General features: G+C 65.6%; 16 protein-coding genes. 7 read left to right on the top strand and 9 right to left on the bottom strand.

All coding sequences use genetic code 11. From position 1 onward, the window contains the following. The 8 genes from ACKOED_RS11630 to ACKOED_RS11595 form a co-directional block, all read right to left on the bottom strand. Positions 1–589, bottom strand: a 589-nt coding sequence (locus ACKOED_RS11630; protein WP_408916762.1) for an ABC transporter permease, incomplete at its 3' end; no start/stop codon positions are given. A 60-nt stretch (positions 590–649) separates the two neighbouring features. Further along, entirely contained in the window at positions 650–1,744 is a 1,095-nt protein-coding gene (locus tag ACKOED_RS11625) for a PotD/PotF family extracellular solute-binding protein (RefSeq protein ID WP_408916761.1), read from the bottom strand. Further along, positions 1,741–2,874 carry an ABC transporter ATP-binding protein gene (locus tag ACKOED_RS11620; RefSeq protein ID WP_408916760.1) on the bottom strand — a complete coding sequence of 378 codons (1,134 nt, stop codon included), beginning with the start codon at positions 2,872–2,874 and terminating at the stop codon, positions 1,741–1,743. Before ACKOED_RS11620 ends, ACKOED_RS11625 begins: the two co-directional genes overlap by 4 nt. A 3-nt stretch (positions 2,875–2,877) precedes the next feature. After that, positions 2,878–3,654: an SDR family oxidoreductase gene (locus ACKOED_RS11615; protein WP_408916759.1), complete on the bottom strand. Its 777-nt coding sequence runs from the start codon at positions 3,652–3,654 to the stop codon at positions 2,878–2,880. Further along, the gene (gene gatA / locus ACKOED_RS11610; RefSeq protein WP_408916758.1) at positions 3,651–5,117 is read right to left on the bottom strand and encodes an Asp-tRNA(Asn)/Glu-tRNA(Gln) amidotransferase subunit GatA; all 1,467 of its coding nucleotides are present in this window, start codon (positions 5,115–5,117) and stop codon (positions 3,651–3,653) included. The genes ACKOED_RS11615 and gatA overlap by 4 nt, the downstream gene beginning before the upstream one ends. 5 nt (positions 5,118–5,122) lie before the next feature. After that, a complete protein-coding gene (gene gatC / locus ACKOED_RS11605; protein WP_408916757.1) occupies positions 5,123–5,410 on the bottom strand; it encodes an Asp-tRNA(Asn)/Glu-tRNA(Gln) amidotransferase subunit GatC in 288 nt (95 codons plus the stop codon). A 69-nt stretch (positions 5,411–5,479) separates the two neighbouring features. Further along, complete coding sequence (locus ACKOED_RS11600) at positions 5,480–5,977, bottom strand: MGMT family protein (RefSeq protein WP_408916756.1); 498 nt, start codon at positions 5,975–5,977, stop codon at positions 5,480–5,482. A 135-nt stretch (positions 5,978–6,112) separates the two neighbouring features. Beyond that, a complete protein-coding gene (locus tag ACKOED_RS11595) occupies positions 6,113–6,808 on the bottom strand; it encodes a GNAT family N-acetyltransferase (protein WP_408916755.1) in 696 nt (231 codons plus the stop codon). A gap of 96 nt (positions 6,809–6,904) precedes the next feature. On the opposite strand from ACKOED_RS11595, the gene ruvX reads away from it, so the two are divergent. The 6 genes from ruvX (at position 6,905) to dprA (ending at position 12,366) form a co-directional block, all read left to right on the top strand. After that, a complete protein-coding gene (gene ruvX / locus ACKOED_RS11590) occupies positions 6,905–7,369 on the top strand; it encodes a Holliday junction resolvase RuvX (protein ID WP_408916754.1) in 465 nt (154 codons plus the stop codon). After that, a complete protein-coding gene (locus ACKOED_RS11585) occupies positions 7,366–8,301 on the top strand; it encodes an AEC family transporter (protein WP_408916753.1) in 936 nt (311 codons plus the stop codon). Before ruvX ends, ACKOED_RS11585 begins: the two co-directional genes overlap by 4 nt. Positions 8,302–8,367: 66 nt before the next feature. After that, entirely contained in the window at positions 8,368–9,324 is a 957-nt protein-coding gene (locus ACKOED_RS11580) for an aspartate carbamoyltransferase catalytic subunit (protein WP_408916752.1), read from the top strand. Next, a complete protein-coding gene (gene pyrC, locus ACKOED_RS11575) occupies positions 9,321–10,640 on the top strand; it encodes a dihydroorotase (protein WP_408916751.1) in 1,320 nt (439 codons plus the stop codon). Before ACKOED_RS11580 ends, pyrC begins: the two co-directional genes overlap by 4 nt. A 20-nt stretch (positions 10,641–10,660) precedes the next feature. Next, positions 10,661–11,266: a glycerol-3-phosphate 1-O-acyltransferase PlsY gene (gene plsY / locus ACKOED_RS11570; RefSeq protein WP_408916750.1), complete on the top strand. Its 606-nt coding sequence runs from the start codon at positions 10,661–10,663 to the stop codon at positions 11,264–11,266. Next, on the top strand, positions 11,263–12,366 hold the full coding sequence (gene dprA / locus ACKOED_RS11565) for a DNA-processing protein DprA (protein ID WP_408916749.1): 1,104 nt from the start codon (positions 11,263–11,265) through the stop codon (positions 12,364–12,366). Before plsY ends, dprA begins: the two co-directional genes overlap by 4 nt. Here dprA and ACKOED_RS11560 read toward each other — a convergent pair. Beyond that, the gene (locus ACKOED_RS11560; RefSeq protein ID WP_408916748.1) at positions 12,358–12,984 is read right to left on the bottom strand and encodes a helix-turn-helix domain-containing protein; all 627 of its coding nucleotides are present in this window, start codon (positions 12,982–12,984) and stop codon (positions 12,358–12,360) included. The genes dprA and ACKOED_RS11560 overlap by 9 nt on opposite strands. 183 nt (positions 12,985–13,167) lie before the next feature. On the opposite strand from ACKOED_RS11560, the gene ACKOED_RS11555 reads away from it, so the two are divergent. Next, positions 13,168–14,082: NAD(P)-dependent oxidoreductase (locus ACKOED_RS11555; RefSeq protein WP_408916747.1), on the top strand; the 915-nt coding region annotated here is incomplete at its 3' end.

The raw sequence follows: 14,082 nt of genomic DNA, 5'->3' as shown, positions 1-14,082 counted from the left end.
GCATCAGCACGGCAAAGGGCAGCATGTATTGGACGAGGCCGAACACCACGGCCGGGAAATTGAACAGAAAGCGCATGGGCTCGACCCCCAGAAGGCCCAGCGCGTGATTGACGATCCCGTCATTGCCCAGAATGATCAGCCAGCCATAGGCGCGCACCACCTGGCCGATGAAAAACGGCAGGAACAGCGCGATGAGCAGGGTCTTGCGCAAGGCCGCGCTCTGTGTCCGCACCATCACATAGGCATAGGGGAAGGCCAGGAGCAGCGTCAGCGCGGTGGTGAGCAGCGCGCCCAGCAGCGACCGCCACATGATGTTCAGGTAAACCCCGGCTGAAAGCGCCGTGCGGAAGTTGTCGAGCGTGTAGTCCTCCGACATCCGGAAGGTTTCGACATCGAGGCGGCGCAGCGAATTATCGGCAATGCCGAACATGCCCACCACCAGCGACGCCACCAGCAGCAGCGCCGGCATGATGAGCAGCCAGCCGGTGTAGCGTGACAGGCTTCGCGGCCAGCAGCGGTCAGCCAGCCATTCGAGGACATCCATCAACCGCCAGGCGACAGGATAGCGGAAGCGCTGCGGCGTATTCATCAAGGCCCGTGGATTAGCGGCGGCGGGCCTTGAACCCGCCGCCTGATCAATGGCTTATAATCAACCCTGCATAATCGACTTGAAGGTGGCGAACCAGTCGCTCTCATGCTCCACCTGCACCTTGGAAGGCACGCGCAGCAGGTTCTTGAAGTCCTCCGGCTTGGTTGGGTAGGACGGATCGCCCACCAGGTCGGCTGGCGGATTGACGCCCGGAATGACGCCCGGCAGGCCGAGGCCATCAAGCCAGATCTGCTGGGATTCGACGGTCAGCGCCTGGTTGATGTATTGCTTGGCCCAATAGAGCTCATTGGCGGGCAGGCCCTTCGGAATCCACAGGCCGTCGGTATCATATTTGCAGCCCTCCTCCGGCACCGTCCAGGCGATGTTGACGCCGTTCTTCCTGGCTTCGCGGGCGTTGGTGGAGATGGTGCAGGCGGCGTCGATCTCGCCCTTCTGGAACCAGGTGGTGAAGTCCGGGTCCTCGCCCAGCAGCGGCGCCTGACCTTTGAGCTGCTTGATGAAGTCCCAGCCGGGCTGCATCTTGTCGGGAATGTCTTCGAGCTTGCCGCCGCCGGCGATCACCGCCGGGAAGTGCAGGCCGATGCCGTCATTGTAGAAGGCGATGCGGCCCTTGAGGCGTGGGTCGAGAAGCTCCTTCCAAGACTTCGGCGCGCCGTTGGGGAACGCCTCGGGGCGGTAGGCCAGCACATAGACATAGCCATAGGTGTTGATGATCGGGAAGCCGTCGAGGCCGACGGGCCGCGCGGTTTCCATGGCATTCTTGAGGTTCGGAATGTCCGATAGATCCTCGGTGACGCCGCGCAGCGCCGACTTCGTCGCGTTGGTGGTGGTGTCCCAGTTGATGTGGATGGGCGGCACCCGGCCCTGGTCCACCGCCGCCCAGATCTTGGGCTTGATCTCATTGTCCTCGGTCAGGTCATGGCGCACGGCGATGCCGGTGAGCTTGGTGAAGGGGTCGGACACGCCGGCCTTGAGCGAGTCGACCCACGAGCCGCCCCAGGCGCGCACGATGATCTCGGCGGGCTTCTCCGGCTCATCCGCCATGGCGCGGGGCCCGAGCCCCGCGGCAAGCACGGCAGCACTGCCGCCCGCCAGAAGCTGGCGGCGGGAAACGGTCTTGGATTGGTAGGTCATTGGTCTTCCTCCTTGCTTTTCTGGTGTCCCTCGCGGGACCTTGCTTCGAATACGAACATGTCGGCGCCGCGCCATCCGAGGCTGACGTGATCGCCTGCCTGATAGACGGCGTTGCTGCCGGGGTCATGGTGATAGACCTGGAGCGTCAGCGACAGGGCGGGAACATACACGGCATAGAGCAGCCGGTCGCCCTCGAAAATCACGTCGCTGACAGCGCCCTCGCACACCGTCTCGCAGCCGGCGGGCGCACTGGCCGAACCGGAAATCCTGATCTGCTCGGCGCGGATGACGCCGTGGGCGGGCCTGCCGGGCGAAACCCCGGCGGACAGGGTTCCGGCCAGCGCTACGCCCTCGCAGATCAAGCCGTCAGACCGTGCGATACCGGGGATCAGGCTTGATACGCCGATGAAACGGGCGACGAATTCGCTTGCCGGCGTGCGGTACATCTCAGAGGGGCTGGCGTGCTGTCTGATGCTGCCGCCGTCCATGATGATGATCTCGTCGGACACCACCAGGGCCTCGCGCTGGTCATGCGTGACGTTGATGGTGGTCACCCCCAGCTCCTTCTGGATGCGGCGGAACTCCAGTTGCATTTCCTCGCGCAGCTTGCGGTCCAGCGCCGCCAGCGGCTCATCCAGCAAAAGCAATTCGGGCTCGAACACCAGGGCACGCGCGATGGCCACGCGCTGCTGCTGGCCGCCCGACAATTCATCAATGCGCCGGCCGCCCAGCCCGCCCAGCCGCACCAGATCGAGAAAGCGCGCCACCCGGCCCGGAATGGCCGCCGGATCGGTGCGCCGCATCTTGAGCGGAAACGCCACGTTTTCCGCCGCCGTCATGTGCGGAAACAGCGCCAGCTTCTGAAACACCATGCCGATCGAGCGCCGGTGCGGCGGCAGCGCATCCACCGGCCTGCCGCCAATCATGATCTCGCCCTGCGTCGGCTTGAGAAAACCCGCGATCATGCGCAGCAGCGTCGTCTTGCCCGATCCGGACGGGCCCAGAATGGTGAGGAACTTGCCCTGCCGCAGATCGAAGGAAGCACGGTCAACGGCGGGCGCGCCGCCGCCGAACACCATCGAGACTTCGCTCACCTTCACGGCCGGCGCCGCGGCTTGATGCACGGCCATGGCTCAGATCGCCGCCAGATAGCCGCCATCGACCGGCAGGCATTGCCCGGTGATGTAGCCCGCCGCGGGCGAAGCCAGGAACACGGCCGCGCCGACGAGATCATCCAGCGCGCCAAGCCGGCCGAGCGGCACCGCCGCCGTCATCCGCGCGACCCAGGCGGCATCCTGATAGAAAACCTCGGTCATGGCGGTGCGGAAATAGCCGGGTGCAATGGCGTTCACCCTGATGCCTTTGGGGCCCCATTCGGTGGCCAGCGCCCGTGTCATGCCCAGGATCCCGGTTTTCGACGCGCCATAGGGAACGGCGGTGGGCACCCCGACGAATGAGGTCAGCGAGGCGAGGTTGATGATGGCGCCGCCCCCCGCCGCCGCCATGCCGGCGGCCACCGCCTGTGCAACGAAGAACGCGCCCTTGAGATTGGTATCGACGATCTTGGACCACAGCGCCTCATCGACCTCGAGGGCCGGACGGACGTCCTCCACCCCGGCGTTGTTGACCAGCACCTCGACGGGCCGAAGCCCGGCCAGGGCCTTTTTGATTTCCACGGTATCGGACTGGTCGAAGGCCAGCAGTTCAACGCGGCGCCCGGCCTGCCTTATTCCGTCCGCCGTTTCAGACAGCGAGGCGAGGCTGCGGGCGGCGATCACCAGATCAGCCCCGGCCTGGGCAAAGCCCATGGCCAGCGCCTGACCAATGCCGCGGCTGGCGCCAGTGACTAGCACCCGCTTGCCGTGGCAGGAGAACCTGCTCCGCAGCCAGTCTGCTCCGGCGTCCGTCACCACCACGGCGATGCCGTATAGCCACCGGCCGCCTGTTCAATGGCATAGGCCGTCTGAAACAGCGTCTCCTCGCCGAATGGCTTGCCGATGAGTTGCAAGCCCAATGGCAGGCCATCGGAGGAAAGCCCCGCCGGCACCGCGATGCCGGGAAGCCCGGCCATGTTCACGGTGACGGTGAAGATGTCATTCAGATACATCTGCACCGGATCGGTGATTTCGCCGGGTGCGAAAGCCGGGCTCGGCGTGGCCGGCGTCAGCACCACATCGACCTTGTTCCAGGCCTCGTCGAAATCGCGCTTGATCAGCGAGCGCACCTTCTGGGCGCGAACATAATAGGCGTCATAGTAGCCCGCCGACAGCACATAGGTGCCGATCAGGATACGGCGCTGCACCTCGCGCCCGAACCCCGCGGCGCGCGAATTCTCATACATGTCGACGATGTCATCGCCCGGCACGCGGAGCCCGTAACGCACGCCATCATAGCGCGCGAGGTTCGAGGACGCCTCGGCGGGGGCCACGATGTAATAGGCGGGGAGCGCATATTTGGTGTGCGGCAGGGAGATCTCGACGATCTCCGCCCCCTGCTCCCGCAGCCAGCGCGCACCGGTCTGCCACAGGGCGTCGATCTCGGCGGGCATGCCATCGACGCGGTATTCCTTCGGGATGCCAACGCGCAGGCCCTTCACCGGACGGCCCAGCACCGCTTCATAATCGGGAACCGGAAGATCGACGGACGTCGTGTCCTTCGGGTCCACGCTCGCCATGGACTTCAGCATGATTGCGGCATCGCGCACATCGCGCGCGATGGGCCCCGCCTGGTCCAGCGACGAGGCGAAAGCCACGATCCCCCAGCGCGAGCAGCGGCCATAGGTGGGCTTGATGCCCACCGTGCCGGTGAAGGCGGCGGGCTGGCGGATCGAGCCGCCGGTATCGGTCGCCGTGGCGGCGGCGCAGATATGCGCCGCGACCGCCGCCGCCGAGCCGCCGGACGAGCCGCCAGGCACCAGGGCTGCGTTCGCGTTGCGCCGCCGCCAGGGGTTGATGACATTGCCGTAGTAGCTCGTCTCGTTGGACGAGCCCATGGCGAATTCGTCCATGTTGAGCTTGCCCAGCATCACCGCGCCATCGCGCCACAGATTGGCCGTGACGGTCGATTCATAGGTGGGCTTGAAGGCGTTCAGCACATGGCTGCAGGCCTGGGTGTGAACGCCCTCCGTGGCGAACAGGTCCTTGATGCCGAGCGGAATGCCCTCGAGCGCGCCCGCGTCGCCCGCCGCGAGGCGCTTGTCAGAGGCGTCGGCCATGGCCAGCGCCTTGTCGGGCGTTTCCACCACATAGGCGTTGAGCACCCGCGCCCTTGCCATGGCGGCAAGATAGGCCTCCGTCAGGTCCCGCGCCGAGAACTGCTTGTTGCGAAGCCCGTCGCGGGCCTGGGCGATGGTAAGCGAGGTAAGCGTGGTCATCCGCGTCACTCAACCACCTTGGGCACCATGAAGAAATCATCCTCCTGCGCCGGGGCATTGGCGACGATCTTCTGCGGATAGTTTCCGTCCGTCACCTCATCCGTCCGCATCTTCATCTTCATGGTGACCACGGACGTCATCGGCTCGACATTGGCGACGTCCACCTCGTTCAGCTGCTCGATGAAGCCGAGGATGGCATTGAGCTCGCCCGCAAGGCGCGGCACGTCTTCCTCGTTCACCTTGAGGCGCGCCAGCCGCGCCACCCGCTTCACGGTCTTCTGATCGACGGACATCCGGGATTCCACTGTCAAATTGATCGAGGGCGCCGAATAGCACTCGCTTCGGCGGGCCGCAACTTGGGTTTAGTCCTCGCCCAGCAGCTGCTTCGGACGGCGGTCGGCGTAGTCGTAGACGGCGAGCTGGCGGCGCAGCGGCGACACGCGCGCGCCCTCCGCTGCCAGCAGCGCTGCCTGCCGCTCCACCCCACCGGGGAGCTTGGGGTTGAGGAAGCCGCCCTTCCTCAGCACGCGCCACCAGGGGGTGAGATCGTCCTGAGGCACGCCGCGGGCGCGGCGCTCCTCCGCGGCGCGGGCGGACATGTTGGCGAAGATGGCGGTCGAGACCGGGCAGGCCACCGCCACCTTGTGGCGGCGGGCCAATGCGGCACGGAGATCGTCCAGCGTGATGACCTCGCCGGGTTGAAGCTGGCGGACGAAATCATCGACCTCGCGCGGACTCGATACCACCATGGAACCGCCCTTCGCCTCCGCATATCCCGGCGCGCCGCGCGGGATCTGATGGACGATGTGCGGCTCGCGGCCGCTGTTGAGGTGTTCGAGGGCAGATTTCTTGCGCGCCATGCGGTTCCTCCCGGATTGGTTGCATTGTGCAGGGGAGGTAATGGCTGCCTGAGGGATTGTGAATAAGAGGGGTTTGTTCCGGCTGTGTTCCATCGATTTTCCCCTCTTCCCCACGCTTGTGGGGGCGAGGGAATCTCAGCTGACCTGCAGCTTGGATTTCTGCCGGCCCTTGGCATCGAAGTTCTCAGGCCTGAGCCAGCGCTCGAAAGCGTCCCTGACGCGGTGCCAGTCCTTATCGAGCATGGCGAACCAGGCGGTGTCGCGGTTGCGGCCCTTGACGATCATATGCTGCCGGAACACGCCCTCGAAGGTGAAGCCGAAACGCAGCGCCGCCTTCCGCGAGGGCTGGTTCAGGGCGTCGCACTTCCATTCGAGGCGGCGTACCCCGAGGTCGTCGAAGCAATGCCGGATCATCAGAAAGATCGCCTCGGTGGCCTCGCGCGTCTGCTGCAGACCGGGCGACATCCAGATATGCCCGATCTCGATCACCCCGTTGGCGGCATCCGCCCGCATGAAGGCCCCCATGCCGCAGGCCTTGCCGTCCTCGCGCCGGCTGAAGGCATAGAACCACGGATCACGCGATGCTTCGCGCTGCCGTAGCCAGTCCTCGAACTGCTCGAAGGACTCCCACGGCCCATAGCCGAGATAGGTCCAGACCGTGCCTTCGGGATCGCTTGCCGTGACGGAGTCGTAGAGATCGCGGGCATGGCGTTCAGCCGAGACCGGTTCCAGCACCATCCAGCGGCCATGGAGCGGCCGCAGGTCGGGGACTGACCCCGGCGGCAACTGGTCGACGATCGGCCCAACCTGACGGTCAGCTTGCGCTTTCATAAACGTTCCCAATTCAAGGCCTGATCATCGCCCGGCGACACGGCGAAGGCAAGTTCACGGTTTGCCTGCTGAGACGGATCGGCTAGGGGAGCGGATATGGCTGGCTCCGATCTGACTCTGCGCGAGGCGATGGCTGGACTTGCTCCGGGAAAAAGACTCATGGGCCTCGACCTCGGCGAGAAGACCATCGGCATTGCCACCAGTGACCTGACACGGGCCATCGCCACCCCCATCGAGACCATCATCCGCAAGAAATTCACGCTCGACGCCGCGCGGCTTACCGAGATCATCGCGGCTGAGGACATCGGTCTCATCGTGCTGGGACTGCCCGTCAACATGGATGGCTCGGAAGGCCCGCGCTGCCAGTCCACCCGCTCCTTCGCGCGGAACTTCGCCCGGCTATCGCCGGTGCCCGTCGTTTTCTGGGATGAGCGGCTGTCCACCGCCGCTGTCGAACGCATGCTGATCGCCGCCGATGCCTCCCGCCGCAAGCGTGATCAGGTGATCGACAAGCTGGCCGCCGCATGGATCTTGCAGGCGGCGCTGGATTCGCTCCGATGACGGGGATCTTTGTGGCGCTGCTGCCGGTGTTCATCGTGATCCTGGCGGGCGCCGCGCTCCGGCGCTTCAACGTGATCGGCGAGGCGCAATGGCTGGGCCTCGACCAGATCTGCTATTTCGTGCTGTTCCCGGCGATCATCTTCAAGGAGATCGCGGTCGCGGATTTCAGCAATGTGCCGGTCTTCGCCATGGCCGCCGGCATGATGCTGGCGGTGAGCCTCATGATCGGCGTGCTGGTCTTGTTCCACCGGCCAGTGATGGCGCTTCTCGGCATCGATGGCCCGCAGTTCACCAGCCTCGTGCAGGGCGCCTCGCGCTGGCACACTTTCATTGTCTTCGCGATCGTGCCGCTGCAGTTCGGCGCCGGCGCCCTGCCGCTTGCCGCCGTCGGGGCGGCAACGATGACGCCTCTGCTCAACATACTCTGTGTGCTGGTCATGGTGTGCTTTGCCCGCGACGCTGCGATCTCCGCACGTCAGCTCTTCCTGTCGATCCTGCGGAACCCCTTCGTCTTCTCCTCGCTGGGAGGTGTCGCCTGGCAACTGAGCGGCCTCGAACTGCCGGCCATGGCGCTGCAGGTGCTGGACATGATCGGGCGCGGCGCGCTGGGTCTGGCGCTGCTGACGGTGGGCGCCGGTCTCAGGCTCGGTGAGGCGGTGTCGAAATGGCCGCCCGTGGCGGCGGCGGTCGTGCTGAAGCTGCTGGTGATGCCAGTGCTAATGGGTGGCATCCTGACCATGCTCGGAGTGTCCGGCGTTCCCCTGGCGGTGGCGCTGCTCTGCGCCGCGGTGCCCACCGGGTCTGGTTCCTATGTGCTGGCCCGCCAGATGGGCGGCGATGCCCCGATGGTCGCCAATATGCTGACCTTACAGGTCATCGTCTCGGTTCTGACCATTCCGCTGGTTCTCTATATTGCGGGTGTTGCCCGATAGACAATGTGCACAGCGTCGAGATCGCGCTTGCGGCGTCGAAGATTAGACCCTAGACACCCGGTTTTAATGACCCGCGATCCCCGTCCGCCGCTCCTCAAAGGCCAGCATTTGCTGGCTATCGACGGGATTTCCGCTCTCGAAGCCCTGCGCCTTCTCGATCTTGCCGAACGCTATGTCGGGGTGAGCCGCCAGGCCGACAAGCGGGAGTTGGTGCTGCAGGGGCGGACCCAGGTCAACCTCTTCTTCGAAGCCTCGACCCGCACCCAGAGTTCCTTCGAAATCGCCGGCAAACGGCTGGGCGCCGATGTGATGAACATGGCGGTGGCCAATTCCGCCGTGTCGAAGGGCGAGACGCTGCTCGACACGGCGATGACCATCAATGCCATGCAGCCGGATTTCCTCGTGGTGCGCCACCCGTCCTCGGGCGCGGTCGAGCTTCTGGCGCAGAAAGTCTCCTGCGCCGTCATCAACGCCGGTGACGGCCAGCATGAGCACCCCACCCAGGCGCTGCTCGATGCGCTGACCATCCGGCGCCACAAACAGGGCTTCGAGGGCCTCGTCGTGGCGATCTGCGGTGACGTCATGCACTCCCGCGTGGCCCGCTCGAACATTCATCTTCTCGGCAAGCTCGGTGCCCATGTGCGGGTGGTGGCGCCCTCGACGCTGCTGCCATCGGGCATCGCCAATTTCGGCGTCGAGGTTCACCGCCGGATGGAAACCGGCCTCGAGGGCGCCGATGTCATCATGATGCTGCGCCTGCAGCTGGAACGCATGACCGGCGCCTTCGTGCCGTCGATCCGGGAATACTATAATTTCTATGGCCTCAACGCCGAGAAACTGCGGCTCGCCAGGCCGGGCGCCCTGGTCATGCACCCAGGCCCCATGAACCGCGGCATTGAAATCGACTCGGATGTGGCGGATGGCGCGCAATCGGTGATCCGCGAACAGGTGGAAATGGGCGTGGCGGTGCGCATGGCGGTGCTCGACGCGCTGTCGCGCAACCTGCCGGGGGGCGGCAGATGATGAAGGCGGGCGCCAGGCACCAGCACAACCGCCGGGCTTATCTCAACGCTGATATCATGGCGCCGGCGCAGGGGCTTTCCGGCAAGGGCGGCATCCTGATCGAGGATGGCTGGATTCTCGATGTCGGCCCGCGGGTAACCCGGGACAGCGTGGGTTCCGGCGCGGCGATTTCCGATTGCTCGGGCCTCACCCTCATTCCCGGTCTCATCGACATGCGGGTGTTCACCGGCGAGCCCGGCAACGAATACCGCGAGACCCTGGCCAGCGCCTCCGAAGCGGCGGCGGCGGGTGGCGTCACCACCATGATCGTGATGCCCAACACCCAGCCCGTGATCGACGATGCGGCGATCGTCGATTTCATCCTTCGCCGGGCGCGCGACACGGCTTCCGTGCGGGTGGCGCCGATGGCCGCCATCACCAAGGGGCTGGCGGGCGAGCTGATGACCGAAATCGGCCTCCTCAGGGAAGCAGGCGCCGTTGCCATCACCGACGGCACAAGGGCGGTGGCCAATGCCAATGTTTTTCGCCGGGCGCTCACCTATGCCCGGGATTTCGGGCTTCTGGTGGTGCAGCATGTCGAGGAGCCGAGCCTGTCGGCGGGCGTCATGAATGCCGGTGAAACGGCCAGCCGGCTCGGCCTCTCCGGCAACCCCGCGATGAGCGAAGTGATCATGCTGGAGCGTGACCTGCGGCTGGTCGAGATGACCGGCGCGCGCTACCACGCCGCGCAGATCTCGAGCCGCCAGGCGGTGGAGGTGATGCGCGCCGCCAAGGCCAGGGGCCTGCCCGTCACCTGCGGCGTCTCGGTGCATCACCTGACCCTCAATGAGAACGATATTGGCGCCTACCGCACCTTCTTCAAACTGTCGCCGCCGTTGCGCAGCGAGCAGGACCGGCGGGCGCTGGTTGAGGCGGTAGCCGATGGCACAATCGATGTCATCGTATCCGGTCACGATCCGCAGAGCGCTGACACCAAACGGCTTCCCTTCGCCGAAGCCGCCTATGGCGCCATCGGTCTCGAAACTATGCTTTCAGCGGCGCTTGGCCTTTATCACAACGAGGCGATGCCGCTCTCGCGCCTGGTCGAAGCCATGTCGTCCAGGCCCGCCGAAATCCTCGGCCTTGAAGCCGGCAGGCTGGCTCCCGGCGCGCCCGCTGATTTCGCGCTCGTCGACCCCAACCTGTCATGGACCGTCGAAGAAGATACGCTGCGCTCGCGCGCCAAGAACTCGCCCTTCGAACATCGCACGCTGGAAGGCCGTGCGGTTGAAACGGTCGTTGCGGGCGAACGCGTTTACGCTTACGCTCGGGGCTGATCGCAAGTATCGAGGATCGCATGGACCTCTCCGCCGCGCACATGATCATCGCGCTGCTGTTCGGCTATCTCTGCGGCACCATCCCTTTCGGCCTGCTGCTGTCACGCTGGGCGGGTCTGGGCGATATCCGCGCGATTGGCTCTGGCAATATCGGCGCCACCAATGTGCTGCGCACCGGCAACAAAAAAATCGCCGCGCTGACGCTGCTCTGCGACGCGCTGAAAGGCGCCGTGCCGGCGCTGCTACTGGTTTGGCTCTACGGGCCGCAGGCCGGAATCCTCGGTGGGCTCGCCGCCTTTTTCGGACATCTGTTTCCGATGTGGCTCGGCTTCAAGGGCGGCAAGGGCGTGGCCACCTCGATCGGCGTGCTGTTCGGCCTCTATTGGCCGCTTGGCCTGGTGTTCGCGGCGGTGTGGATCGCCATGGCGGGGCTGTTCCGCATCTCATCGCTTGCCGCACTGACGGCGAGCGCCGTATCGCCGCTCGCCGCCTATCTGCTCGGGCGGTCCGATCTGATTTTGCCTGCGGCCATCATGGCGGCGGCGGTCTTCATCACCCATCGCGCCAATATCCGCCGCCTCATCAAGGGCGAGGAGCCGCGCATCGGCAAATCAAAACCCGCATGAGCGCGGCGCCACTCAGCGAGGAGGAACGGCGCGACTGGCTCCGGCTCGCGAAAACCGAAACTGTCGGCCCTTCCACCTTCCGCGCGCTGCTGCAGCGTTTCGGATCAGCCTCCGAGGCGTTGCGCGAACTTCCCAGCCTCGTGCACAAGAGCGGCCTCAACCGTGCGCCGCGCATCTTCGATCGCGACGAGGCCCAGCGCGCACTGGACAATGCGGCAGGGGTTGGCGCGCGTTTCATCGCCTGGGCGGAAGCGGACTATCCGGCGCTCCTCCGCCAGACCGATACCGCACCGCCCGTCATCTGCGTCAAGGGTGATGCCAGCCTGCTGTCACGGAGCGGCGCGGCCATCGTCGGGGCCCGCAACGCCTCGGCAATCGCCCGAAAATTCGCCCGCCAGCTGGCCCGCGAGATCGGCGCCGAGGGACATGTGATCGTCTCGGGCCTTGCCCGCGGCATCGACACGGCGGCGCATGAGGCGGCGCTGGAGCAAGGCACGGTTGCGGTGGTGGCGGGCGGCGTCGATGTGGTGTACCCGCCGGAGAATGCCGCGCTGCACGCCGCCATTGGCGAGCGCGGCGTCATCGTCTCGGAGCAATTGCCGGGCGCCGAGCCGAAAGCGGAATTCTTTCCGCGCCGCAACCGGATCATTTCCGGCCTGTCGCGGGCGGTGATCGTCATCGAGGCGGCACTGCGCTCCGGCTCGCTCATCACCGCCAGGCTGGCCGCCGAACAGGGCCGCGAGGTGTTCGCCGTGCCAGGCTTTCCGCTCGATCCGCGCTGCGAGGGCACCAACCGGCTGATCCGCGAAGGCGCCGCCCTTCTCATGTCGTCGCGCGATGTGCTGGAAGCGCTCGCCGAAAAAGGCCAGCCCAGGCAGATGTCGTTCCTCGAACCGGAAGCCTCGGCGATCGATCCCATGCCGCCCGCCAGCCAGGCCCATGAAGCGGTGCTGGAACTGCTCTCGCCCACGCCGATCGGCGCCGATGAACTGATCCGCGAATCTGGCCTCGACCCGCCCACCCTTTCGGCCCTGCTGCTGGATCTGGTGCTGGCCGGGCGCGTCACGCGTCATGCCAACGGGGCGGTTTCGCTAGCCTGACGCGGTCTCGCGCCCGCCCAGCTGACGCAGCACCAGAACCATGGTGGCATGCGCTTCGCCGTCGCCGATATTGACGATCTTGTGCGGCAGGTCGCCCCGGAACCGCAGCGCTTCGCCGGCCCGCGCACGGGCGGTCTCGTCGCCGGAGGTGACTTCGATCTCGCCGGCCAGCAGGTAGAGATGCTCTACCGTTCCAGGCGGATGCGGATCGGATTCGAGAACACCCCGCGGTTTGGCGCGGAAATCATACCATTGCACCTGATCGACCAGGTTGAGCGGCCCCGCGATGGCGAGGCGGCACAGCCCGTCCTGGCTCTCGAGGATCGGCACGCCGGACTTCAGCTGATGCTCCAGGAACACCTGCTGGCCTTCGCTGCGCAGCACCTCGTCAATGGTCGTGTCGAGCGCCCGCGACAGGCGATAAACAGTTGAAAGCGTGGGGTTTGTCTCGTTCCGTTCGATTTGTGAGATGATCGACTTGGCAACCCCGGATTGCTCCGAGAGATCGCCCAGTGACATGTTGTAGGCCTTGCGCAGCCGCTGGATGGTCTTGCCCAGAGCAGGCGTCGGATCGCCATCCGTTGATGGCGTTTCTTTTCTGCCGCGGCGCGTTGACATCTGACCGTCCTGTTGTTAGTACTTCTGTTCGTTAAAACGAACACCCGGATGTTTGGTGCTGCGCTACGATCTCAGTTAGCCGGTTTTTGACCCGAATTTCAATTGAATTCGGTCAAGTGCCCGGTCCCTCGTACGGCAGACCGAACGTTTGAATGAGCGAACGATCAAAAGGAAACAGGCGTCATGCGGTATTTCCCGGTTTTCATGGACCTGCGCGGCAAGACCGTCGTTGTGGTCGGTGGCGGCGAAGAGGCGCTGCGCAAGATCAGGCTGCTTCTGAAGACCGAGGCCGCCGTCCAGGTGATTGCCGCGGCGTTGCATGAAGAGCTCGCCGCCGAGCCCCGTGTGATGTGGCGCGCCAGGGTCTATTATCCGCAGCTGCTGAGCGGCGCCGCCCTTGTCTATTCGGCGGATGCAACGCTCAATGCGCGCGTGGCGGCGGATGCCCGGCAGCGTGGCATTCCGGTGAATGCCGTGGACGAGCCGGAGATTTCGACGTTCATCGTGCCGTCGATTGTCGATCGTGATCCGGTGGTGGTGGCGATCGGGACCGAAGGCACGGCCCCGGTGCTGGGCCAGGGCTTGCGGGCGCGCATCGACGCCATGCTGCCGCAGGCCTTGGGCGGGCTTGCCGGCGCGGCGGCCACCCTCCGTGAGCGGGTGGCGGATGCCATTCCGCCCGGTAACCGGCGGCGCAGCTTCTGGCAGCGCTTCTTCTTCGGCGATGTGCGCGACGCCTATATCGCGGCGGACTCCTGCGCTTATCTGGCGGGGGTCGAAAACCTGTTCGCCGATGAGGCCCAGCCACCGCAGGGCCGCGTCGCCTTCGTCAGCCTGGGCGCGCGCGACCCTGAATTGCTGACCCTCAAGGCCCAGCGCAAGTTGCAGGAAGCCGATGTCATCGTCCATGACGCCGCCATCCCGGCCGCCATCCTCGAGCTCGCCCGGCGCGATGCCGTGCGCGTGCCGGCGGTTGAGAAAGCTTATGGCGGCGCCAGCGCCCTGCTGCTGGCCGAGGCGCGCGCCGGAAAGCGCGTGGTGCGGCTGACCGATGGCGAGGCGGCGCCCGAAGAAACCGTTTCAGTGGCCGCTGAAGGC

The sequence above is a fragment of the Aestuariivirga sp. genome, from assembly GCF_046093005.1.
GTDB lineage: Bacteria > Pseudomonadota > Alphaproteobacteria > Rhizobiales > Aestuariivirgaceae > Aestuariivirga.
This window is presented reverse-complemented; position numbering and strand designations above follow the sequence as displayed.

Excerpts from the sequence above, each read along its gene's own strand:
- gatA (WP_408916758.1), bottom strand. The coding sequence starts at position 5,117 with ATGACCACGCTTACCTCGCTTACCATCGCCCAGGCCCGCGACGGGCTT.
- ACKOED_RS11620 (WP_408916760.1), bottom strand. The coding sequence starts at position 2,874 with ATGGCCGTGCATCAAGCCGCGGCGCCGGCCGTGAAGGTGAGCGAAGTC.
- ACKOED_RS11595 (WP_408916755.1), bottom strand. The coding sequence starts at position 6,808 with ATGAAAGCGCAAGCTGACCGTCAGGTTGGGCCGATCGTCGACCAGTTG.
- ACKOED_RS11580 (WP_408916752.1), top strand. The coding sequence starts at position 8,368 with ATGACCCGCGATCCCCGTCCGCCGCTCCTCAAAGGCCAGCATTTGCTG.
- ACKOED_RS11585 (WP_408916753.1), top strand. The coding sequence starts at position 7,366 with ATGACGGGGATCTTTGTGGCGCTGCTGCCGGTGTTCATCGTGATCCTG.
- plsY (WP_408916750.1), top strand. The coding sequence starts at position 10,661 with ATGGACCTCTCCGCCGCGCACATGATCATCGCGCTGCTGTTCGGCTAT.
- ruvX (WP_408916754.1), top strand. The coding sequence starts at position 6,905 with ATGGCTGGCTCCGATCTGACTCTGCGCGAGGCGATGGCTGGACTTGCT.
- gatC (WP_408916757.1), bottom strand. The coding sequence starts at position 5,410 with ATGTCCGTCGATCAGAAGACCGTGAAGCGGGTGGCGCGGCTGGCGCGC.
- ACKOED_RS11600 (WP_408916756.1), bottom strand. The coding sequence starts at position 5,977 with ATGGCGCGCAAGAAATCTGCCCTCGAACACCTCAACAGCGGCCGCGAG.
- pyrC (WP_408916751.1), top strand. The coding sequence starts at position 9,321 with ATGATGAAGGCGGGCGCCAGGCACCAGCACAACCGCCGGGCTTATCTC.
- dprA (WP_408916749.1), top strand. The coding sequence starts at position 11,263 with ATGAGCGCGGCGCCACTCAGCGAGGAGGAACGGCGCGACTGGCTCCGG.
- ACKOED_RS11625 (WP_408916761.1), bottom strand. The coding sequence starts at position 1,744 with ATGACCTACCAATCCAAGACCGTTTCCCGCCGCCAGCTTCTGGCGGGC.
- ACKOED_RS11560 (WP_408916748.1), bottom strand. The coding sequence starts at position 12,984 with ATGTCAACGCGCCGCGGCAGAAAAGAAACGCCATCAACGGATGGCGAT.